The organism is Pontibacter chinhatensis (genome assembly GCF_900113285.1).
In the GTDB taxonomy this organism is placed as follows: domain Bacteria; phylum Bacteroidota; class Bacteroidia; order Cytophagales; family Hymenobacteraceae; genus Pontibacter; species Pontibacter chinhatensis.
Genome location: NZ_FOOT01000002.1, coordinates 868,689 through 891,353, shown reverse-complemented (window position 1 = coordinate 891,353; position 22,665 = coordinate 868,689). Strand labels below are relative to the sequence as shown.

The following is a 22,665-nucleotide window of genomic DNA, read 5'->3' as shown; positions in this document are numbered from 1 at the left end:
CCTGTGCGAGAAACTAATCAACCTCAACCCTTATATGACACAAGTACAGAAGAAAAAATCAGGCGTGGACAAGTTCCTGTCGGTAGTGGAGCGCATTGGCAATGCCCTGCCGCACCCGGCCACGCTCTTTGCAGGCTTTGCGCTGCTGGTGGTGACTCTGTCGTGGGTGGCGAGCCAGTTTGACATGGCCGTGGTGCACCCCGGCACAGGCCAGACGGTAACACCTGTTAACCTGCTCTCCGCAGAGGGCCTCCACATGATCCTGACCCGCATGGTGACCAACTTCACCGATTTTGCCCCGCTGGGTACGGTACTGGTGTCGTTGCTGGGTATTGGTATTGCCGAGGGCACGGGCCTGATTGGCACGGTGCTGCGGCTGGTGGTGCTGTCGTCGCCGAAGCGCCTGCTTACGTTTGTAATTGTTTTCTCGGGCGTGATTTCTAACACTGCCTCTGAGGTGGGTTATGTGCTGCTGGTGCCGCTGGCGGCCGTTATCTTTTTGGCTGCTGGTCGCCATCCGCTGGCTGGTTTGGCGGCGGCTTTTGCCGGTGTATCAGGGGGCTATAGCGCCAACCTGCTGCTGGGCACCATCGATCCGTTGCTGGCAGGCCTGTCTACGGAAGCTGCACGCATCATCGACCCGAACTATATGGTGAACCCTGCCGCCAACTATTACTTCATGTTCGTATCCACGTTTGTGGTGGCGGCGCTAGGTACCTGGGTGACGGAGAAAATTGTAATCCCGAGGCTTGGCGAGTATAACGGCGATGAGAAGCCTGAAAGTATAGACCGCCTGAACGCGCAGGAGAAGCGCGGCCTGCTGTATGCCACTATCTCCATCCTGCTGATGATCGCCTTTATACTTGGCGGCCTGATTCCGGAGAACGGTTACCTGCGCAACCCGGAAACCGGCGACATCCTCAACTCGCCGTTTATGTCGGGCATTGTAGCCTTTATCTTTATACTTTCCGGGGTGGCTGGTATTGCCTACGGTATCGGGGCCAAAACCATCAAAAACGACAGCGACGTAATGCGTGGCATGTCTAAGTCTATGGAAACGCTGGGCTCTTACATTGTACTGGTGTTCTTCGCTGCGCAGTTCGTGGCCTATTTCAACTGGACCAACCTGGGCCTTATCCTGGCTATCAATGGTGCCGACACGCTGAAAACAATGGGACTGAGCGGCATTCCGCTGATGATCATGTTTATACTTGTGGCGGCCTCTATTAACATGGTTATGGGTTCGGCCTCGGCCAAGTGGGCTATTATGGCACCCGTGTTTATCCCGATGTTCATGCTGCTGGGTTACACGCCGGAATTTACGCAGGTGGCTTACCGCATCGGCGATAGCGTGACCAACATTATCTCCCCGATGATGTCTTACTTTGCCCTGATTGTGGCCTTTATTCAGCGCTACGACAAGAAAGCTGGCATTGGTACGGTTATCTCCACCATGTTGCCATACTCTATTGTATTCCTGATTGGCTGGGTTATCCTGTTCATCATCTGGATTATGCTGGATCTGCCTATCGGTCCGGGCGCGAACCTGTATATGCCTTAATTTTAGACAAAGGACTTTTTGACAAAAGACAAAGGAGTTCTTTCAAAGTATAAAAATTGAAACAGCCGCAGGAACTGATGCTCCTGCGGCTGTTTTGCTTTCAGTGTGCTGGTTTCTACTTTACCAGTTTCAGGCCTAAGCTCACCAGAAACTGCTCGTTGCGTACTTTGCCGTCGGTCAGTTGGCTGGTGTTGGTAAAGTCGCGGTTGATGCGCTCGTAACGCGCGTCCAGGGTGATAGAACCGATATCGACTCCCAAACCCACCTGGTAGCCCCAGTCGGAGTTGTCGTAGTAATCTTTAATGGTGCGGCCTTCCTGCCTGGCCGTCAGGAGCATGGAGGCAACAGGGCCAGCCTGCACGCGCGCCACCCGCAGAAAGTTAAAACCCACCAGCAGCGGCACATCCAGCCGGTCGAACTTAAACTTCTCCACCCGCACCAGGGTGCTGTTGGGGTCGTCCCTCACCTCTACCTTGCCGCCCGAGGTGGCAAGTATGGCTTCGGGCTGCAGCAGCAGGCCCAGCAACTGCAGCCGCACGAAGGCCCCGGCGTGGTAGCCCGTAATGTTATCGGCCGTGGCGTATTGCTGCGGAGAGTTCTGCACATCGCTTAGCTTTACCTTGGAGGAGCTCACACCGCCTTTTACACCTGCCTGAAAGAGCTGTGCCTGGGCCGTTATACTTATCGCCAGCACAGCTATCATCGTCAAAATAGTCTTTCTCATAGCTTTCAAAATTTATTGGTCGGAAGGCTGACGTTGTTCTAACGAACTAAAGTATACGATAGTACATAAAAAAAGCCGCCCCCGGGGAGGGGGCGGCTGTATGCCAAATTCCTTTTTAGGTAGTAGAAAGCAGGAATGGGATTCTTTTTATTTACATCTCACCTTAAACAAAACTTCCCCTTTTGGCTTATGCCACAAAGATAGCCTTTTAAATTTACACGCAGATGCGGATTTATACGAACAGCCTGTTTTATGGCTTTACTTTCAGCTTTTCTTAGACAAACATCCTGATTCGGCCTACAAAAAACATTGAGGAGTTGGGGAGTTAGAGAGTTAGAAAGTTAGAGAGTTTGGGAGTGATAGATATGCCATACATTGCTCCTGAAGAGTTTTTCTACTAATCCAGGCGCAGCCTTCAGCAGGAGCTAAAACAGGGCTGGCAGATTCATTTAGGCGTTGATGCCGTATACTTCGAGCATAATTTATACTTTTGAGCCCACCATACTTCCAAACATGCGCCTGAGATCGAAGCCGGTACTTTGCAATTACTACGTTACCTACCGCTGTAACGCAAAGTGCTCGTTTTGTGATATCTGGGAGCGGCCCTCGCCTTACATTACCTTGGAGGATGTGGCGCAGAACCTGCGCGACCTGAAGCGGCTGGGGGTGCAGGTGATAGACTTTACCGGCGGCGAACCGCTGCTGCACCGCCAGATAGACCAGATGCTGGGCATGGCGCACGACATGGGCTTTATCACTACGCTCACCACCAATGCCATGCTCTACCCCAAGCTGGCCCAGCGCCTGAAGGGCAAGGTAGACATGCTGCACTTCTCCCTCGACTCAGCCGACAAGGAGGAGCATGACCGTGGCCGCGGCGTGGCCTGTTACGATTTTGTGATGGAGTCGATTAAAGTGGCCCGGGAACTGGGCGAGCGGCCGGACATCCTGTTTACGGTGTTCCGCCACAACCTGCACCAACTGGAGGAGGTGTACCAGAAGATTATACTTCCGAACAAGCTCGTGCTTATACTTAACCCAGCCTTTGAGTACAACCAGGTGGAGACCGGCGAGCAGCTGACACCCGAAGAACTCCGCTACCTGAGTGATTTTGGCAAGCGCAGGCAAGTATACCTGAACGAGGGCTTTGTGCAGCTGCGCCTGGACGGGGGCAACAAAACAGCCAAGCCTGTGTGCCGCGCCGCCAGCACCACGCTGGTAATTTCTCCGGAGAACGAACTTATACTTCCCTGCTACCACCTGGGCACCCAGAGCTTCCCCATAAGCGGCAACCTCTACGATTTATACTTAAGCCAGGAGGTGGAGGCGCTGAAGCGGCAGGAGGGAAGGCTACCAGCCTGCGAGGGCTGCACCATAAACTGCTACATGCAGCCCAGCTTCGCCACAGAACTGAGCACCTACTTCTGGAAAGCCCTCCCCAGCACCCTGAAGTATAACTACCTCAAAGGTACCTGGAAGCGGCTGATTTGATATTTAACTCTTACTTTTGCTGTATCAGGAGCTTATTAGCTTCACTTTCTAACTCCTGAACTCTCTAACTTTTTAACTTAAACTATGCCAGTTATACTTCCGGTTAAGGGTGTGCGGCCGCAGATGGGCGAAGGCTGCTGGATTGCCGAAAACGCAACTATTGTGGGCGATGTGGTGATGGGCGATGAGTGCTCTATCTGGTTCAATGCTGTTATCCGCGGCGACGTGAACAGCATCCGGATCGGCAACAAGACCAACATTCAGGATGGGGCTGTAATCCACTGCACCTACGAGCGGGCAGCCACCACCATCGGCAATAATGTTTCCATTGGCCACAACGCCATCGTGCATGGCTGTACAGTGCATGACAACGCGCTGGTGGGTATGGGCTCGATTGTGATGGATAACGCCGTGGTGGAGCAGAACTGCATTGTAGCGGCAGGAGCCATCGTGCTGGAAAACACCGTTTGCGAGTCGGGATGGATTTATGCAGGCATACCGGCCCGCAAGGTAAAGCAGCTGAGCCAGGAGCAAATCGAAGGCCTCGCCAGAACAGCCAACAATTATGTGATGTACAGCAGCTGGTTCAGTGGGAAGGAGTAGTGGCTTTTTCAAGTACAGGAGAAGAGCTTTGCAGTAACCGGCTCCGACCACCCCTGGCCCCTCCTTGTCTAAGGCGGGGAGTCTGTCATTACTTCGGCTGAAGTATAAGTGTTATAGCAAGAGGTATTAGGAGCTACACCTCTATTGAGCGCTGCTCGCAAGCTTCGAACTTCTGTTCTCGCTTGTCCTCAAGGGGACAGTTTATACTTGTTCTATAGCAACGGCCGTGGCTATCGAATGATTCTCAGCCTTTGGGTTGAGCGCCTTGTAGATTTCTGGTGCCGCCTTAGCGGCATTGCGACCGCAGGGTAGCAAAGGAAATGTACACCGCGCGAGGCCCGAAGGCGAGGCCTCCCGGCCTGGGAGGGAGCCAAGTTAGAGATGCAACTTTAGGTTTGTGGGAACTAGAGGATGAACAGTAGCTAGCAAGTATAGCTTGTATCCAGTTGCGGGAAGCGGTTGCTAGGAAAGTATAAACTGCAAGTATATAAGTATAAATCAGAGTTATTAAAGTATATCAGAAGCTATAAAGTATAGCCAAAGTATAAGTATAGCTCTGCGAGTCATTCGGATTGCAAACCCAACACCACAGGTAGGCACGAGTTGCAAACCCGCGCCAGCAATAGGAGCCAGAGAATGAACGGTAGTTTGAAAGTATAGCTTGTGTCAAGCTGCGGGAAGCAGCGACTAGTAGAGGCACAGGCGGACGCTCGCGTCAGAAAAGAATGACGGAAGATAAAGTATAAATCAACCTTCCAAATGCTGCAGCACCCGCTGTTGCAGCAGCGCCAGCTTCTCATCCGGCAGCTGCTCCTGCACAATCTCGAAGAAAACGCGCTCTTCCTGGCGGATGTGCTGCTCCAGCAGTTTCCCTACCTCGTCCAGCCTATCCGGCAGCTCGGCTTCGGCCACACCGGGCAGGGCAAGTATAAGCCGCTCCAATTGGCGATGCTCCGACTGCAGCGCCTCTGCCTGCTCTTTTAGTGCTTGCGAATAGTCCGCGGCAAGTATAAACACCGTGTCCTCCTCCAGTTTGAAGTGTGGCAACAGGTGCTCCTGCAGGAAGGTAAGCACATAATCGCGCTTGGTAGTGGGAGTGGTGGGCATTCCTTTGTAGGCAGGCGCGCCATGCTGCAGCAACCTGGCCGTTAGCAGGCCCGCGTGGTGCTGGCGCGAGATCGGTATAAGGCTCTCGTGGCGTTTCATTTTTAACTGCTTATTTCCTCCCTATCCTCCTCGCGCACCGTCAGCAGCACCCACTCCACGCGGCGGTCCGACTTCTCTAGGATGCGCACCAGGTACTGGTTAAAAGTGGTGGTCTCGTTCAGGTTCTCCGGTATCTGCCCGTAAATCACGTTTAGCAGGCCGCCGATTGTTTCATAATCCTCGCCCTCCGGCAAGGGGTAAGGCAGGTAATCGTTGGCGTCGGATACGGCAGCCGAGCCGTTTACTTTATACTCAAAGTCGCTCAGGCGCTCTACAATCGGAGCCTCCTCATCATACTCATCCTGAATCTCACCCACCAGTTCCTCGATAATATCCTCAATGGTAACAATGCCCGACACCCCGCCAAACTCGTCGGTGGCAATGGCCATGTGCAGGTGGCGGCGCTGGAACTGCTTTAGCAGGCGGTTGATTTTCTTGGTTTCCGGCACAAAGTAGGCAGGGCGCATCAAATCCTCTATTACAATAGCCTTGCCCTGGCGTGAAATACTCAGGATGTCCTTTACGTAAAGTATACCTACAATATTATCGATGTTGCCGCTGTACACTGGCAGGCGGGAGTACCCTTCGGTAAAAATAATCTCCATCAGCTCCTGCTCCGGAATATTTACATCTACGGCCACCATGCGGGTGCGGGGAACCATGATTTGCTTCACCATACGCTCACTGAACAGGAACACGTTCTCGATGAGCTCGTGGTGCGAGTCCTGTATGGCGCCGCCCTCCACGCTCTGCTCAAAGAGCAGGCGCAGCTCCTCGGCAGTATGCACCTCAGACCCGTGCATGGGTTGTATGCCCATGGCCCGAAGTACCATGTTCGCCAGTCCGTTCAGGAGCCAGATAAACGGGCTGAAAAGGATGTAGAAGAAGCGCAGCGGATAGGCAATGGCCAGCGTAGTGGGCTCGGAGCGCTGTATGGCCAAGGATTTTGGAGCCAGCTCACCAAATACAATGTGCAGCACCGTGATAATGGCAAAGGAAATGGGCAGCGCGATGGTGTGCGCCAGCGCCTCGCTCCCCTGAAAGCCAAAGGTGTGCATCACGTTGATTACCAGCTTCGCCACCACACTCTCGCCAATCCAACCCAAGCCAAGCGAGGCCAAAGTAATACCCAGCTGCGTGGCCGAAAGGTAAGCGTCGAGGTGGGTGAGCATGTGCTGCGCCAGCTTGGCCGCGGCGCTTCCGGTCTGTGCCCGGAGCTCTATCTGCGAGGAACGCACCTTTACAATGGCAAATTCTGCCGCCACGAAGAAGCCGTTGAGCAGTACCAGGAATATCGTCAGAAGTATATCAAATACCATTTTGTTTGTTTATTCGCTGTGTTGTATCAGCAAAGCCGTAAAATTAGTAAAATACGTGCTCGTTTTACATGTGTATATGCTGAGGGTACTATATTTTACGACCAACGGCACCAGCAGGGCTGTAAGAGGCATTTGTCTCCTCCTTAAATTTAAGGCGGCACCGGCGCAAAACCTGCGGCGCGGCCAGGTGTTTATACTTTGCGGGGACAGAAAATCGCTTTAGAATGTTACGCAAGTAGCTCAGCGGAAGGATGGCCGGTTATTTGTGGCAGGGAAGCCAGCGTTAGGGCTGCCAAAGCGGTTGTTTAGCAAACATATCCCGGGGGCCATAGAGCCGCAAATATAAATTGCATACTTTTGTAGTGCCAAATTAAGCTCAAGATAGCAAAGCAGAGCGGCTATGGTTGCCCTGTAAAGTATACATATGATGAATAGACGTATCACCTCGAAGCAGCTGCTGACCACGTGGCTGTTTTTTATGATGGCCTTTGTGGTGCAGGCGCAGGTACTCAAGCCTGCTACCTGGAGCTATGACGTTTCTAAAAAGGAAGTAGCCGTGGGCGAAGAGGTGGAACTCATCTTTAACGTGAAAATCGACAAAGACTGGTACCTCTACTCCTCTGACTTCGACCCGGACCTGGGCCCGATGGTCACGACTTTCACTTTCGCCAAGCACCCCTCTTACGAGTTGGTGGGCAGGATTGTGCCTGTAAAGCCTAAGAAGAAGTATGATGAGCTGTGGGAGGGGGAGTATACCTACTTTGTGGGCACCGCCCAGTTCCGCCAGAAAATCAGGGTGCTGCAGCCCGACCTGCAGGTAAAAGGCGAGTATGAGTACCAGGTTTGTACCGACCTTACCGGCCAGTGCATTCCGTTTGATGATGTATTTACCTTCTCCAATAACCAGATCAAGGTAAGTGGCACGGCTGCTAAACCAACCACGCAGCCCGAGGCAAAAGCAGCTACCCAGCAACCACAGGAGCCTACTAAACAGCAAGATACTGCACCTGCGCAAGTGCCGGACCTGGCCACTGCCGCCGCCGCTGCTGCTGATACAGATACGGCAACAGCTCCAGCTGTAGCGACCACCACAAATAGCAACGATACACCCGAAACCATTTCGGCCATACCCGACGATGCAGCCGAAGGCACCGCTGATGAAGGCCTGTGGGCATTTATGCTGATCGCTTTTGGTTCGGGGCTGCTGGCGTTGCTGACGCCCTGCGTGTTCCCGATGGTACCCATGACAGTAAGCTTTTTTACCAACAGCAGCGGCAGCCGGGCGCAGGGAATTCTGAAAGCGCTGGTGTACGGCCTCTCCATCATCGCCATCTATACGTTGGTTGGTACCATTGTGGCCCGGCTTTTCGGCGCCGACGGAGCCAATTTCCTGAGCACGCACTGGCTGCCCAACGTGCTGTTCTTCCTCATTTTCATAGTGTTTGCCATGTCGTTTTTCGGCATGTTCGAGATTACGCTGCCCAGCTCGTGGCTTACCAAAATCGACGCCAAGGCAGATCAGGGCGGTTGGATTGGCGTGTTCTTTATGGCTTTCACGCTGGTGCTGGTTTCCTTCTCCTGTACCGGCCCCATTGTGGGAAGTATACTGGTGGCCTCTGCCGGCGGCGAGACTATCCGCCCGATTGTGGGCATGTTTGGCTTCTCGCTGGCCTTTGCCCTGCCTTTCTCCCTGTTTGCCGTGTTCCCGTCGTGGCTGAGCAGCTTACCGAAGTCAGGCGGATGGCTGAACTCGGTGAAGGTGGTACTGGGCTTTATAGAGCTGGCGCTGGCGCTGAAGTTCCTGAGTGTGGCCGACCAGGTATACCACTGGGGGCTGCTGGACCGCGAAGTATACCTGGCCCTGTGGATTGTGATTTTTACGCTGATGGGTTTCTACCTGCTGGGCAAACTCAAGTTCTCCCACGATTCGGAGGTGAAGTTTATTAGCGTTCCTCGTTTGTTCTTTGCCATTATCACTTTCGGGTTTGTAGTGTACCTGATTCCGGGTCTGTTCGGCGCTCCGCTGAAGGCGCTCTCCGGCTACCTGCCGCCACAAACCACGCAGGATTTCGATATCAACAAGATTGTAAGGCAGAACGCAGGAGGGGGCACGGCTATGGTTGCGGCTAACCAGATGTGTGAAGAACCTAAGTATGCTGAGGACATGCCTGGTATTGCACATGGATTAGTAGGTTATTATGACCTGGAGCAAGCTAAAAAATGCGCCGCAGCACAGGGCAAACCCATCTTCATCGACTTTACCGGCCACGGCTGCGTGAACTGCCGCGAAATGGAGCAGAACGTGTGGTCGGACCCGGCCGTGCTGAAGCGCCTGCAAGAGAACTACGTAATTGCTGCCCTGTATGTGGACGATCGCACCGAACTACCTGAAAGCGAGCAGTATGTGAGCCCGTATGATGGCAAATTGAAGAAAACGATAGGCCGGAAGTATGCCGATTACCAGATCACCAAGTTTAATGTTAATGCCCAGCCATACTATGTGCTGATGGACGAGAACGAGAACGTGCTGGTAAAACCCACGGCCTATGATCTGAATGTCAATAACTTCGTGAAGTTCCTGGATGCGGGTGTAGAAGCCTACAAGAAACGCCAGCAGGTAGCGCAGAAGTAAGTATAAATCTGAATCTAAGTATAAAGTATAAATCCCTGTTGTAGCACCTGGCCGCAACAGGGATTTATACTTTAAGGACTAACTCGATGAAGACAAATGAGCCTCAGTAGGGCTAGCTATACTTTGCCAGACGCACGTGGAAGCTGCGCACATCGCAAGGTCTAAAACAGAAAAGCCCCACCGTTTCCGGCAGGGCTTTTATCATTATAGTCGTGATACTTGATATAAGTATCGCGCTGCGCTTAAATTACTTCGCTTCGTTGTAACGGCGGGTTACTTCCTCCCAGTTCACCACGTTCCAGAAAGCGTTGATGTAATCCGGACGGCGGTTCTGGTAGTTCAGGTAGTAAGCGTGCTCCCATACGTCCAGGCCTAGGATTGGCTGGCCACCGCATCCTTCTGCAAACGGCATCAGGGTGTTGTCCTGGTTAGGGGTGGAGCATACTTCCAGCTTGCCATCTTTTACGCACAGCCAGGCCCAGCCAGAACCAAAACGGGTAGCCGCAGCCGCGTTAAATTTCTCCTTAAACTGGTCGAAAGAACCAAATGCCGAGTTAATCGCATCTGCCAGTTCGCCGGATGGCTGGCCGCCACCGTTCGGAGAAAGGATTGTCCAGAACAGGTTATGGTTGTAGTAACCGCCACCGTTGTTGCGAACAGCTTTGTTATCGCCATCAATACTGGTCATGATTTCCTCGATAGACTTACCTTCCAGCTCCGTTCCGGCAATTGCCTTGTTCAGGTTATCGGTATATGCCTGGTGGTGTTTTGTATGGTGGATTTCCATTGTGCGCGCATCGATGTGCGGCTCCAGTGCATCGTAAGCATAAGGTAGTTTCGGAAGTTCGAAAGCCATAGTTTTATATAATTTTATGGTTAAAAAATTTGATTGACATACATGCAAATGAGATGTACGGCGTCCCTTCAAAGTTAGTTAATTTCTTTTAGCCGCAAAGAAGGAGGCCATCAGGTCGGCGCACTCTTGCGCCATAATGCCGCTTACCATCTCGGTTTTAGGGTGCAGTAGATTCCCTACTCTTCTATAACCGCGTTTGGGCTCAGATGTTCCGAACACCACCCGTTTGAGCTGTGCCCAGTAACTCGCTCCGGCGCACATCACGCAGGGCTCTACGGTTACATAAAGCGTGCAATCGTGCAGGTACTTGTTGCCCAGGTACTCGGCGGCGGCCGTTAGGGCCAGCATCTCGGCGTGGGCCGTCACGTCGTTCAGCTTCTCGGTTTGGTTATAGGCTTTGGCAATGATGCGGTTATTGGCCACCACGACAGCCCCAATCGGAATCTCGCCCTCCTCGTAGGCATACTGCGCCTGGCGGTATGCCTGCTGCATGTAATACTCATCGCTGTGGATGGATAAAAAGTCTGTTGCCATAGGGTAAAGATGAGCACATCAGGTATAAAATACAAGTATACTATACTAGCCTACGGAGGTGCTGCGCGCAGGACTTGTAGGATTTAAGGCTTTTTATGAGAGCTTTAGGTATAAATTATTATTTTGCCTGAAAAGGTTGTGTTTTTACCAGTGCGTGTGTGCCCATCGAAGAACCTGAAACAAGCTTAAAGTATGAAAAAGGCGATAGTTATACTTTTACTGACAGTGGCTGCCTTTCCTGCCTATGCACAGAAAGACTTCACACCAGAACTAAGTGTAGGGATCAAAGGCGGTGTTTCCTATTCGCGCTTCAACTTCGAACCCGCCAAAGACCAGGAGTTTCTGCAGGGGTACACCGGTGGAATTATTGTAAAGCATGTCGCCCACCGCAGGGTAGGCGTTCAGATGGAGGTGAATTACGTGCAGAAAGGATGGACTGAAAGGTTGAGACCCGGAGTTTCCTACACCCGCTCGCTGGATTATGTGGAGGTGCCCCTGCTGACGCACGTGACCATCGGGAACAGAAACACCCGCTTGATTGTAAACCTTGGCCCTTATGCTTCTTACCTGATTTCCGGCGGAGAGGCTGGCAGCAAACCCGAGGTGGTGGAAGGGGAGGAGGAACCGGATACCGGGTATCAGTTCCGGAGCGTCGACAACACTTTCCAGTATGGGCTGGGCGTGGGGCTGGGCATGGTGCAGAAGACATCCTTTGGCAGTTTTCAGTTGGAAGCGCGGCTGCAGCACAGCCTGCACGACATCTTCAGCAGAGCATCAGATGCCCTGTCCTCTAAAAACCAAAACGCCAGCCTGACGCTTGGCTACCTGATAGACTTTGACCTGAAAAAGAAGTAACTCATGTAAATACAAAACCCCTCCTGATAAGGGAAGGGCTCCGTGTTATGCTATATGTAGTTGTGGTTACTTTATCGTGATAGAGTTCATGATGTCGCGCGCTGTCGACTGCCAGTCGTTTTTCTGGCTGAACGGCACGTGCAGGGTAAAGATGTAGAGCTGGTCGTTTTTGATGGTGTACTGTATGATGCTATACTTCTGCACAGGCGCCAGGTTAGACGCTCCGCGCTCATCGGCCAGGGTGCTCACAAATTCAAATACCAGAAAGTCATTCCCTTTCACATTCGTTACGTCCTCCCGGATAAAATCTACCTTGGTGAAGCGCTCCAGCAGGTTTGCCTTGTAAAACTCGCGCAGCATGTTCAGGTCCCCGGCCTTAAACTGCGAGGGCCTCTGCGTCACGCTAAAATCTATCTGACCGTTGGGGCTGGTATAAACGGCAAGCGGGCGCGTGGTGGCAGGGTATTTACGGGCAATACCGTCGTCGGGCATCGGCATAAAGTCCTGAGGCAGCAGCGCACTTACCTCCTTGCTGAGCTGGGTTTTCTTCAGCTTGGTCTGGGCAAAGGTGGCACCGGCTATCAGGATAATGGCTAAAAAGGCTAGGTAACGCATGTTCATAGGTATATACAGGGCAAAGCTATCAAATATTAAGGAAAAGGAATGTATACTTTCAGGTGCAATAACTTTGCCAATTCGGCCGATTTTATACTTTAAATGTGGCTGCAGCTGCAAACATCTTTATCCGGTCGCTGCCGTTATACTTTTAATATGCATCCCGGTGCTATAGCTGCATGACTAACAGTGGTTTCGGCAGGATAGTTTGGGAGGGGCGTATCTTTAAAGTATAATTCTGTTTAGCAGCGATAAAGTATAAAACGATGATTGAAAACCTGATTAACAACCTGAAAGGCCAGCTCACCGGAGAGCTGCAGAGTAAGTTTAACCTGGAGCCTGAAAAGGCGAACCAGTCCGCTGACATGGCTAAGGATAGCGTAGTAAATGAACTGAGGCAACGCGCCGGAAGCGGGGACACAGGAGGCCTGCTGGACGTGCTGAAAGGCAACAAGGCTCCCGCCGACAGCAGCGCCACCAACAGTATCATCAACAAGTATGTGGGTGACTTGACCACCAAGTTGGGTATACCCCAGAACATCGCCAACCAGATTGCCCCTTTTGCGATTAACTTTATCATGCAGAAAATAGGAGGGCAGGCCGGTGCCGGCAATCTGAAGGATAGCGACCTGTTAGGAGGCTTGATGGGCGGCGGCCTGAAAGATAAGCTGGGAGGGCTGTTTAAGTAAGCGGCTATGCTGACGAAGCGGTAAAGGCCCGGCTTTGGATTTAAGGGTTGGTAGCTTGCCCTAAGTCTGTTACTTTTGCAATTCCGCCCTGTAGCCGGTGCGGAGTTGCAAAGTATAAACCGCATGTCAGACAGTATACAGAGCCTCTTTTTCAAGTTTCTTAAATTTGGCCTGGTTGGCTTCTCTGGCCTGCTGCTGGACTTCGGGGTAACCTTTCTGGCAAAGGAGAAGCTGCGCTGGAACAAGTATGTGGCCAACAGCCTGGGTTTCTTGCTGGCTACCTGCAGCAACTATTACCTCAACCGCATCTGGACCTTCCATAGCCACGACCCTGAAATTGGCTGGCAGTACTCCAAGTTCCTGGCCGCTGCCGTGGTGGGCCTGCTGCTTAACAACTTCATCATTTACCTGCTCACCGAGCGCGCTAAGCTCAATTTCTACATCTCCAAATTCATCGCCATCGTCCTCGTCTTCTTCTGGAATTTCTTCATCAATTACCTGTATACTTTTACCAGGTAGGCAGGCCTGTTTGGCTTGATTGGTGGAGGAGAAAATTGTAGTACCGGGTCCAACCACCCCTAACCCCTCCTTGTCTAAGGAGGGGAATTATGTAACTGCTTTGGCTGAAGTATAAGCTTCGTAGTTGCTGTTCCTGCAAAGTATAAACCCACCCCTAGCCCCTCCAGGGAGGGGAATTGTCAGCAAGCGATTACACCCCTATGGTCCCCTCAAGGGGACAGTTTTGAATTACTAGTTTATACTTTACTTTCCAGTAGCAGAAGCTATGGCTATCGAATAATTCCCAGCCTTTGGGTTGAGCGCCTTGTAGATTTCTGGTGCCCGTCAAGGGCATTGAGACCGAAGGGTAGCAAAGGAAATGTACACAGCGCGATGCCCAAAGGCGAGCCCTCTCGGGCTTGAGAGCACCAAAGTATAGATGCAACGATAGGTATGTTAGTCTGGAGGAGGAACGATGGCTAGTAAGGATAGCCTGTGTCAAGTGGCAGGAAGCAGCAGCTTTAGTTCCGGACAAGGATGTCCGGAACAGCTATTCATTTGAAAGTATAACCCAAGTATAAGAATGGCTTTTCACACTACCACTACCTCACTTTATAAATCTGCACATGTTCATCTTTATGCACCCGTGGGTTCAGCAGGTGCAGCAGCCGGTCGTAGAGTGAGGGGTTGATGGTGTGCTCCAGCTCCAGTTTAGGGAAAACCTGGTGCAGGCGGGCCATGCGCTCTTCCATGTCTTTGGTGCCCACTACTACCACATAATCCGGCTTGTACGGTGAGGCACTTATTTCCCCCTGTAAATCCTGCGGCGACTTGTCCTTGTTCAGAGTATAGGCCATCACAAAATCCTCAGGCATGGGTTTTTGCCCTTGCAGGTACTCCTCCCATACGTAGTCATCATCTATGATGTACTTGTCGTACACGGCGCTGGTGCGGCCCAGGTAGAAGAGCGGCGGCTTCTTAACGCTGTGGTTGCCAAACTCCAGCACCACGCCGTCCATCTGCTGCTTTCCGGACAGGTATACCAGGGGCGCCACACGGCTTTTTTTGGTATAGGTGAAGGCCATGCCAATGCCAGCCAGCAGGTTCAGCACCCAGAAGAAGACCCAGGCAGAGGCCAGTAATTTGCGGCGGTTTTGCCAGAACGAGGATTGCCGCACAAATCCCTGCCAGCCAATGATGCCCAGAACCATGATGAGCGGTAGCAGCGGAAGTATAAAACGCTCCTGCTTGTTGGGGAACAGCGAGTGGGCCACAAAAAAGATCAGGCCGCCCCAGAACAGTGCCGGCGCCAGCTTTGCCGTGCGGGCATACCCCAGTACCAGAAATGCACTTACCGGCGGCACCAAAAAACCAAGTATGGTCAAAGCGAAGCGGTACACCGGGCCGGAGCTAAAGTCGTGGGCATGCGCGGAATTATACTGGTAGTAGGCCACAATGGAGTGGAAGGGGTAGTCGAAAAAGATGATGTCGATTACGCCTTGTACGAGGAAAGCCGCCACCAGAAAGCCGAGCAAGACGGCAATGGCCTCGCGCCACTTGCGCTGGTAGAGTAGCACCAGGCCGGCGCCTGCCCCAAAGAGCACCGTATGGTAACGAAACACAAAGGCCAAGGCAAACAACACGCCCGCCCAAAAGTAGGGCATGGCGCGTTTTCGGTCCTCCTGGTCGGCTTTCACCATCAGGTAAAAGGCCGCCAGGTAAGGCGGAATGCAGACCATCTCTACCAGGTTGCGCACGCTCATGAACGGCATAAACCACACCAGTGCCAGCATCAGGCCTACCATACGCGCGTTGGCTTTGTTAGAAAGGCGCTCGGTTAGCTTGTAGCCAAAGTATACCACCAGCAGCGAGTACAGCGCATGCACCAGGCGCACCACCGTCATCTTCACCTCCGGGCTAAAAATGCCCAGGGCCTCCAACGTATAAAAAATGCCGTAGTGGATGATCACGTAAAACATGCTGTGGCGCGGCGGCATCGGCTCGTGCAGCCACAGCGGGAAGCCGTCCAGCCAGCCCTGCGCAATCGTGATCACGTCGAAATGGTCGTCGCTGAAAGCAAAGCCCTTTGAGAAGAAAGCAGCCACCAGCCGGATTCCCAAGGCGATAATCAGGATAGTCGAAAGCGGGATAAGGTAGCGCTCTTGTGGCTGGCCCAGCGTCTCCGCGTCAGCGGTAAAGGCCTTGGCAACAGTTGTTTTGGTGGTACTCTGCATGTAGCTAGCTTTATGGGCCTGCAAATTTAGCGGTATTTCTTACGAATCTGTATTACCTTCGCTTTATAATCTGAGAATTAAGGGTGAGCTCGCACATAGCCTATGTTAAAGCGTAAAATCTGGCTGTTTATACTTGCGTTCGTGCTGCTGGCACTGGGCATTACTTTCTGGCTGATGCGCCGCCACGACGAGGTAAAGTATAAAGAGGTGCTGGTGTTGGGGCATGCAGGCTCCGGCTTCCTTTCTCCGCTCAACCCCTTCAACCCCTTACCCTCTAACAGTATGGCCTCCCTTGTGAAGGCGATGGAGGAAAACGGTGCCGACGGCGTGGAGGTGGACGTGCAGATGAGCCAGGACGGCGTGCTTATACTTTACCACGATGTGTCGCTGGAAAGCATGACCAAGGCCCAAGGCATTATCGATAACCTGCCGGCAGCGGAGGTGGTGGGGCTAAAGTACAAGGGAGGCTTCTTCTACGACCTTTTCCACGAGGAGGAGATCATTACCCTGGAGGCCATGCTGCAACGCTTCGCCACATACCCTGAGCTGCCTTACCTGCACATCGATTTGCGCAACCACGTGGCCAGCCGCCATTTATATTATGCCCAGACGCTCCTGGATATGCTGCGTAAGTATAACTATCCCCACGAAAAACTGGTATTTATCTCTCCGAACGTACAGTTCCTGCTGGCCTTCCGGGAGGTGGAGCCCGCGGCCCAACTGATGATAGATACGGCCGGTGACTACGAGCAGGCGCTGTTGGAGGCAAAGAACAACGCGCTGCAGGGCATTTGTGCCAACGGGCGGGATGTGTCGGCAGCGCAGGTGCAGCGGGCGAAGGAGCAGGGGCTGCAGGTGGCCTTGTTCGGCGGCAAGTCGCGCTCCCGCATCGCCCGCATAATCAACATGCAGCCCGATGCCATTCAGGTGGATAACGTGGCCGCCGCGCGCCAGATGCTGGAGTAACATTTCTGATTTTATACGCAACTATGAATTTTCAGGAGAAACTGGCAAACTATGTTTTGGGAAACCTATCGATTAGCCAATTCTCTGATATTGCATTAACAGGACTCCGCCAAGGAGTAGAATCAGAATCGCTTTTAATTTTAGCTGGCATGTCTAGTATAGACAATCCATTTGAGCTTCAGACTTATTTCGATAAAAGTTTACAGGAGTTAGGTATAACCCTTCCAAATAAGATTGAAGCCGCTAAAGTATTGTTGCGCTACTATTTAGGAAAAATAATTGCGCATCCTGAAAGTGCTCTTGAAGTAATGCGTAGCGTAGACAATGATGTCTACCATAAGGTTAATTGGTTGAACGAGCTCGGGGTAAAGGAGAAAAAGTTTGTCGGAGAGGAGTTAGGTCTTGAAAGACTATATACCTGGTACAGGGAGCTACAAGATTTTGAAGACGAAGGCATGTTGCTTTATTACAACGACCTGCCAAAGGAAAAGCAAAAGCAGAAGTTTAACGAGCATTTGGTGGAAGAAGCCAAAGTGCTTAAAATCAAAATCGATAACGAGATATCTTTATACAATACTTAAATGCTTACTGAGCCATCTTTTAGCTGGAGATGGCAAAGCAAACCACAGCTAAGATTATTACATTTGCAGAAAAGTATACAAGCTAACCATACTATGTTTCGAACTCATACTTGCGGCGAGCTTCGCCTGGATAACGTTGGAGAAGAGGTAATTTTAACAGGTTGGGTACAGCGCCTCCGCGACAAGGGCGGCATGCTGTGGGTTGACCTGCGCGACCGCTACGGCATCACACAGCTCACCATGGAGGAAGGCATCACGCCGGCCAGTATCATGGAGCAGGCCCGCGCCCTGGGCCGCGAGTATGTGGTGAAGGTGATTGGCAAGGTAGTGGAACGCTACTCCAAAAACGACAAAATCCCGACCGGCGATATTGAGATCCATGTAGACAAGATTGTGGTACTGAACCCGTCCAAGCTGCCGCCTTTCCTGATTGAGGACGAAACCGACGGAGGCGACGACCTGCGCATGAAGTACCGCTACCTGGACCTACGTCGCACGCCTGTTCGCCGCAACCTGGAGCTGCGCCACCGCATGATGCGCGCTACCCGCGACTACCTGAACGGTATTGACTTTATCGAGGTGGAAACACCTTACCTTATTAAGTCCACGCCGGAGGGGGCCCGCGACTTTGTGGTGCCGAGCCGCATGAACCCGGGCGAGTTCTATGCCCTGCCGCAGTCGCCGCAGACGTTTAAGCAGCTGCTGATGGTGTCCGGCTTCGACAAGTATTTCCAAATCGTGAAATGCTTCCGCGACGAAGATTTGCGCGCCGACCGCCAGCCGGAGTTTACCCAGATAGACTGTGAAATGTCGTTCGTGAGCCAGGAGGATATCCTCAACACCTTCGAAGGCTTCATCAAATACATGTTTGAGAAGGTGAAAGGGGTGAAGATCGCCAAACTACCCCGCATGACTTATGCTGACGCCATGAAGTTTTATGGCTCTGATAAGCCGGATATACGTTTCGACATGCGCTTTGTGGAGCTGAATCCGCTGGTGAAGAACAAAGGTTTTAAGGTGTTTGACGATGCCGAACTGGTGGTGGGTATCTGCGCCTCCGGTGCCGCCAGCTACACCCGCAAGCAACTGGACGAACTGACCGATTTTGTGAAGCGTCCGCAGATTGGCGCCACCGGCCTGGTGTACGCCCGCGTGAACGAGGATGGCAGCGTGAAGTCATCAGTGGATAAATTCTACGCTCCGGAAGACCTGCAGACCTGGGCCACTGCCTTCAACGCTAAGCCCGGCGATCTGATACTTGTATTGGCTGGCGAGCAAGACAAGACCCGCAAGGCCCTGAACGAGCTGCGCCTGGAGATGGGCACCCGCCTTGGCCTGCGCGACAAGAACGTGTTCGCGCCGCTGTGGGTGGTGGATTTCCCGCTGCTGGAGTGGGACGAGGATACGAAGCGCTACCATGCCATGCACCACCCGTTCACCTCGCCTAAGCTGGAGGATGTGGAGCTGATCGACGACCGTCCGGGAGATATCCGCGCCAACGCCTACGACATGGTGATTAACGGGGTAGAAGTAGGAGGGGGCTCTATCCGTATCCACGACCGCCGCTTGCAGGAGCAGATGTTCCGGTTGCTGGGCTTCACCAAAGCCGAGGCTGAGGCGCAGTTCGGCTTCCTGATGAGCGCCTTCGAGTATGGCGCGCCGCCGCACGGAGGCATTGCCTTCGGCTTCGACCGCCTGTGCTCGCTCTTCGGTGGCTCCGATTCCATCCGCGACTACATTGCTTTCCCGAAGAACAACTCCGGTCGCGATGTGATGATAGATGCCCCGGCTCCGATTGCTGACGCGCAGCTCGACGAGTTACACATATACATGAAACCGGTGCAGAACAAGTAACAGCGGCTTATCAACAACAAAGAAAGGCCTGCCCCCTGGAAATCAGCGGCAGGCCTTTTCTTTTATCCCAACTTTATACTTTTAGCGGTGAGTAATGTGGATAACTGTGTGGATTGAAGTATAAAATCAGGCTTTATCCACTATTCTAAGTATAAATAGCTATAGGACTGTGGATATGTGGATAACTGCTGTTGATAGATGCTTGTGTAATCACAGGCTGTGGTTTTACAGAATTTATACTTTGTTGGGCAGGTGCAGCGTAACGTTATACTTCGTACCAGTGGCTGGTTAGTAAAAGCCCAAGTATAAAGCAGCAACTCAGGCTAAGCATCAGGAAATAAGTCTTTAGCCAAGCGCTCTGCACTGACTTCCAACACAACATCAGCAAAAGCACAGTAGCCAAAGTAAAAAGCACAAAGCCATACTTACCAATTGACCATAAAACTATCAGGTTGCTGATAGGAATGCCAGCCATTGTATAGGCCGTGAACTGAGGTAGTGTCCAGATACTTAGAAGCAGGGCAAGCATGGCTAAAGCTGGTGATATCTTCAGCATGAACAGTTTCAGGTTTTTCTGTCGCCCCAGCACTATAAGTATGGCAGACACCACGCCGTACACCAGGGAGCTGAGCAGTAGCAACAGGCTTAGCAGCAGCAGCGCCAGTGGTACCCACGCCTCCAAGGCACTTATCTTTTTAAAGTATAGCGTGTCTTCCACTATCACGGGCTTATTTTCTCCATCCCTCAAAAACAGTATTCTTGGATCGTTAGCCCATTCGTTGTTGAATAAGAGGCGACTGCTGTCGGCTGATTTCCATGTCATGGAGCCACCAAGAAGAAAGTTTGCCCTCAGCCCATTCTGCTCCTGCTCCAGCTTAAAGGTATGTTGCAGGCTCTTGAAGTATCCCGTATAAAAATCGGAGCTGCTGCTGAGGCGGTAATACCCCAAGTATGGCTTTACTGCCGTTTCATCCAGCGGAAATACTTCCGGCTTGTCGGGTTTAGGGTGATGCTGCGTGATAAACCGTGCTATCAGATCGGTGGCATACCAGTAGAAGGCCTCGTTGTACGTGTTGATGCTAAAGGCAAAACCAAGGCCTGCCTCGCGGCTGTACAGGAAATTGGAAAGATATCCCGCTATGGAACCAGAATGCCCCCTGAACACCCTTCCGCCAAGCTCCCGGCTTTCGTTTCCGCAAGCATACGTGTTCTGCATGCCGGCCTGAGCAGAAAGGTAAGTATGCGGCGCCTCGGATCTACCTAGCATTTGCTTTGACAGGAATCGGCCATCAGGGGTTTTCCAGTCGCGCAGGTATACTTGCAGGGCATGGGCAAAGTCCAGGGCACTTGCATTTAAAGAGCCGTTGCCTGCCACGTACTGCGGGCGGTGCGGCACATTTCGAAACTGATTACCCTGCCATACATACCCTTTGCTGTAGACATCAGTTGTATTGTTTGTTAATTGAACATTGGCATGGGGCATCCCAAGCGGGGAAAAGACCTGGTCACGTAGGTAGCTTTGGAAGGGCTCGCCTGATACTTTCTCAATGATGTAGGTCAGAATTGCGTAGTTTACGTTGGAGTAAGAATGCCTTTCCCCCGGCTTCCACTGGGTTACCAAATATTTTCGGAATGCCCCCAGGGCTTGCAGGGAGCCGGGACTCTTATCAGTATAATTAAACTCCTCCAGCGGTGTTTTGTCATGAAAGCCAGTGGAGTGCTCCAGGAGTTGGGCTATGATAACGGGGTGCTTGCCTTCCCAGTCGTTTTGGAAGGGAATCTCCGGGGCAATGTCTTTTAACCGGGTGTCCATCCTTAGCCTTCCCTCTTCCACAAGCTTCAGGACTGCTATAGCGGTAAACAACTTGGTAATGGAGCCCTGACGGAAGAGATGCCGTTCGGTTACCGGGGTTTTCCTTTCTACATCAGCGTAGCCTAAGCCATCAGCATATAAAACCGAGTCTTTGCTTACGATTGTCAGCATCATTCCTGCCACGTGCTGCCTCTTCATTTCGCTTTCTAAAAGCGATGTAAGCTCAGGTATACTTTTGGGTATAGGAGGGGCTTGTGCCAGAGCAGCTGACGCTAAGAACCAGTTGATAAAGATAAGGAGCGTAAAGGTTGTGTTGTTCCGGGTCATCATATCTTGCCTTTTTGAGTTTGTACATCTGGCTCGAAATTGATGAACAACAGGCAAAAACCTGTTCCGCTGCACCCATGCGAACGCCTTTTACGCCTGTTTTGGCTCTTTAAGGCCTTGCAGATACTGGCTTGGCGATTGGCCCGTCCACTTTTTAAACGCCGTGTTGAAAGTGGTTTTAGAGTTAAACCCAGCTTGGTACGCAATGCCTACCATGTTTAATTGTTCATATTGCTGCGACACGAGCAGGTGCTTTGCCTCCTCCACCCGGTGCCTGTTTACAAACGAGTAGAAGTTCTCGCAGTATGCTGCATTGATGAGGTAAGACAGCTCGTGAGCTGAGACACCTACTCGCTGCGCCAGAGTTGGTAAACTCAGTTCATTGTCCAAGTAAACCTTCTCACGCCGCATCAACTGCTCCAGTTTCTCCTGCAGGAAGACCAACTGGCTGTCTGATAGCCTTTTTTGCTTCTCCGTCATTGCGACGTGGGTGCTGCTGATAACCGGCTCCAGTTCTTTCAGCTCGGATGGCGAGAAGGCATACACCTCTTGCTGTCGGATCGAGAAATGAGTTAAAAAATACAAACCAGCCAAGTATAGAATGGGCGTGTAGTTAAACAGAGGAGTAAAACCGAAAAAGGCCAGGTTCAGCCAAGCCAACAGCACAACTCCCCATACTGCTAGCAGTTTCTTTAGCCAGTGTAGATCTACTGCCTCTGTAGCGGAAGCAACCTGCCGGATAGCCCTTTGATGCCGCTCGAGCTGGTGGTAGGAGAGAAACAGATACGCTACAGTCTGTACGGGCTTTGCCAGCATCAGCATGGTTAAAACGCCCTGTTTTACAAGCTCATCAGCAAACTCTACATTCTTGCCCGTAAAAAGAGGCTTCATCAAAAACAGCAGGATAGTGGCAGCTGGTGCAAAGTGCCACAGGTCAACTCTTTTATACTTCCGGCCCAGGATGGTGAAGAAAAGTATACTGAGGTAAAGCGCCGGAGCTGTCAGGAACTCTGCTACTTCTATCAGCAGCAGAACCTGTGGATACCGTGCCTGCAGGTTCAGGTTGTTCAGGAAAACATGAAGTGCTGAGGCAGCCAGAGTTGCCACAAAAAGCCCCAGCCATCTGTTGGCTCGTACATTACTTGCTTTGGGGTGGTTAAAGAGCAGAAAGGACAATAAGAAAGCGCCACCACTTGCCAGGCCAATCAGGAGAGGGTTTACCATAAGCAGTGGAGGTATACAGGCAATGAGGAAGGATTTACCAGGAACAATATAAGTATAAAGGAGAACTGAAGTAACAATTTTCA

General features: G+C 51.9%; 19 protein-coding genes. 10 read left to right on the top strand and 9 right to left on the bottom strand.

All coding sequences use genetic code 11. The features are described from left to right. The first annotated feature begins 34 nt into the window (after nt 1–34). Nucleotides 35–1,561 (top strand): AbgT family transporter, encoded by a 1,527-nt coding sequence (locus tag BM040_RS08910; RefSeq protein ID WP_092100187.1) that lies wholly within the window; start codon nt 35–37, stop codon nt 1,559–1,561. 115 nt (nt 1,562–1,676) lie between these two features. Here the strand turns inward: BM040_RS08910 and BM040_RS08905 are convergent, their stop codons facing one another. Then, nucleotides 1,677–2,285, bottom strand: a complete 609-nt coding sequence (locus BM040_RS08905) for a porin family protein (RefSeq protein WP_092100185.1) — start codon at nt 2,283–2,285, stop codon at nt 1,677–1,679. A 513-nt stretch (nt 2,286–2,798) separates the two neighbouring features. Between BM040_RS08905 and BM040_RS08900 the strand changes: the two genes are divergently transcribed. Both BM040_RS08900 and BM040_RS08895 read left to right on the top strand, forming a co-directional pair. Next, nucleotides 2,799–3,776, top strand: coding sequence for a radical SAM protein (locus BM040_RS08900; RefSeq protein ID WP_092100183.1), 978 nt, complete (start codon nt 2,799–2,801; stop codon nt 3,774–3,776). An 84-nt stretch (nt 3,777–3,860) separates the two neighbouring features. Beyond that, entirely contained in the window at nt 3,861–4,379 is a 519-nt protein-coding gene (locus BM040_RS08895) for a gamma carbonic anhydrase family protein (protein ID WP_092100181.1), read from the top strand. Nucleotides 4,380–5,126: 747 nt separating this feature from the next. On the opposite strand, the gene BM040_RS08890 is transcribed toward BM040_RS08895, so the two are convergent. Both BM040_RS08890 and BM040_RS08885 read right to left on the bottom strand, forming a co-directional pair. After that, nucleotides 5,127–5,585, bottom strand: a complete 459-nt coding sequence (locus BM040_RS08890; RefSeq protein ID WP_092100179.1) for a hemerythrin domain-containing protein — start codon at nt 5,583–5,585, stop codon at nt 5,127–5,129. A gap of 2 nt (nt 5,586–5,587) precedes the next feature. Further along, nucleotides 5,588–6,904, bottom strand: a complete 1,317-nt coding sequence (locus BM040_RS08885) for a hemolysin family protein (protein WP_092100177.1) — start codon at nt 6,902–6,904, stop codon at nt 5,588–5,590. A gap of 427 nt (nt 6,905–7,331) precedes the next feature. Between BM040_RS08885 and BM040_RS08880 the strand changes: the two genes are divergently transcribed. Continuing rightward, a complete protein-coding gene (locus BM040_RS08880; RefSeq protein ID WP_175491027.1) occupies nt 7,332–9,536 on the top strand; it encodes a protein-disulfide reductase DsbD family protein in 2,205 nt (734 codons plus the stop codon). 247 nt (nt 9,537–9,783) lie between these two features. On the opposite strand, the gene BM040_RS08875 is transcribed toward BM040_RS08880, so the two are convergent. Beyond that, nucleotides 9,784–10,392, bottom strand: a complete 609-nt coding sequence (locus BM040_RS08875) for a superoxide dismutase (protein ID WP_092100175.1) — start codon at nt 10,390–10,392, stop codon at nt 9,784–9,786. A gap of 78 nt (nt 10,393–10,470) precedes the next feature. After that, nucleotides 10,471–10,926 (bottom strand): nucleoside deaminase, encoded by a 456-nt coding sequence (locus BM040_RS08870; RefSeq protein ID WP_245756152.1) that lies wholly within the window; start codon nt 10,924–10,926, stop codon nt 10,471–10,473. Nucleotides 10,927–11,118: 192 nt separating this feature from the next. Between BM040_RS08870 and BM040_RS08865 the strand changes: the two genes are divergently transcribed. Continuing rightward, a complete protein-coding gene (locus BM040_RS08865) occupies nt 11,119–11,781 on the top strand; it encodes a porin family protein (protein ID WP_092100173.1) in 663 nt (220 codons plus the stop codon). A 66-nt stretch (nt 11,782–11,847) separates the two neighbouring features. On the opposite strand, the gene BM040_RS08860 is transcribed toward BM040_RS08865, so the two are convergent. Then, nucleotides 11,848–12,402 (bottom strand): hypothetical protein, encoded by a 555-nt coding sequence (locus tag BM040_RS08860; RefSeq protein WP_092100366.1) that lies wholly within the window; start codon nt 12,400–12,402, stop codon nt 11,848–11,850. Nucleotides 12,403–12,662: 260 nt separating this feature from the next. Between BM040_RS08860 and BM040_RS08855 the strand changes: the two genes are divergently transcribed. Both BM040_RS08855 and BM040_RS08850 read left to right on the top strand, forming a co-directional pair. Next, on the top strand, nt 12,663–13,085 hold the full coding sequence (locus BM040_RS08855) for a hypothetical protein (protein ID WP_092100171.1): 423 nt from the start codon (nt 12,663–12,665) through the stop codon (nt 13,083–13,085). 123 nt (nt 13,086–13,208) lie between these two features. After that, on the top strand, nt 13,209–13,604 hold the full coding sequence (locus BM040_RS08850; RefSeq protein ID WP_092100168.1) for a GtrA family protein: 396 nt from the start codon (nt 13,209–13,211) through the stop codon (nt 13,602–13,604). A 581-nt stretch (nt 13,605–14,185) separates the two neighbouring features. On the opposite strand, the gene BM040_RS08845 is transcribed toward BM040_RS08850, so the two are convergent. Next, nucleotides 14,186–15,817, bottom strand: coding sequence for a glycosyltransferase family 39 protein (locus BM040_RS08845; RefSeq protein WP_092100166.1), 1,632 nt, complete (start codon nt 15,815–15,817; stop codon nt 14,186–14,188). 102 nt (nt 15,818–15,919) lie between these two features. Here BM040_RS08845 and BM040_RS08840 point away from each other — a divergent pair, with 102 nt between their 5' ends. The 3 genes from BM040_RS08840 (at nt 15,920) to aspS (ending at nt 19,218) form a co-directional block, all read left to right on the top strand. Further along, nucleotides 15,920–16,783, top strand: coding sequence for a glycerophosphodiester phosphodiesterase (locus tag BM040_RS08840; protein ID WP_092100164.1), 864 nt, complete (start codon nt 15,920–15,922; stop codon nt 16,781–16,783). Nucleotides 16,784–16,806: 23 nt separating this feature from the next. Further along, on the top strand, nt 16,807–17,364 hold the full coding sequence (locus BM040_RS08835) for a hypothetical protein (RefSeq protein ID WP_245756151.1): 558 nt from the start codon (nt 16,807–16,809) through the stop codon (nt 17,362–17,364). Between the two features lie 93 nt (nt 17,365–17,457). Beyond that, nucleotides 17,458–19,218 carry an aspartate--tRNA ligase gene (gene aspS / locus BM040_RS08830; RefSeq protein WP_092100162.1) on the top strand — a complete coding sequence of 587 codons (1,761 nt, stop codon included), beginning with the start codon at nt 17,458–17,460 and terminating at the stop codon, nt 19,216–19,218. A 265-nt stretch (nt 19,219–19,483) separates the two neighbouring features. On the opposite strand, the gene BM040_RS08825 is transcribed toward aspS, so the two are convergent. Both BM040_RS08825 and BM040_RS08820 read right to left on the bottom strand, forming a co-directional pair. Next, the gene (locus BM040_RS08825) at nt 19,484–21,358 is read right to left on the bottom strand and encodes a serine hydrolase domain-containing protein (RefSeq protein ID WP_262502449.1); all 1,875 of its coding nucleotides are present in this window, start codon (nt 21,356–21,358) and stop codon (nt 19,484–19,486) included. A 90-nt stretch (nt 21,359–21,448) separates the two neighbouring features. Further along, nucleotides 21,449–22,582 (bottom strand): helix-turn-helix domain-containing protein, encoded by a 1,134-nt coding sequence (locus tag BM040_RS08820; protein ID WP_092100158.1) that lies wholly within the window; start codon nt 22,580–22,582, stop codon nt 21,449–21,451. Nucleotides 22,583–22,665: the final 83 nt, after the last annotated feature.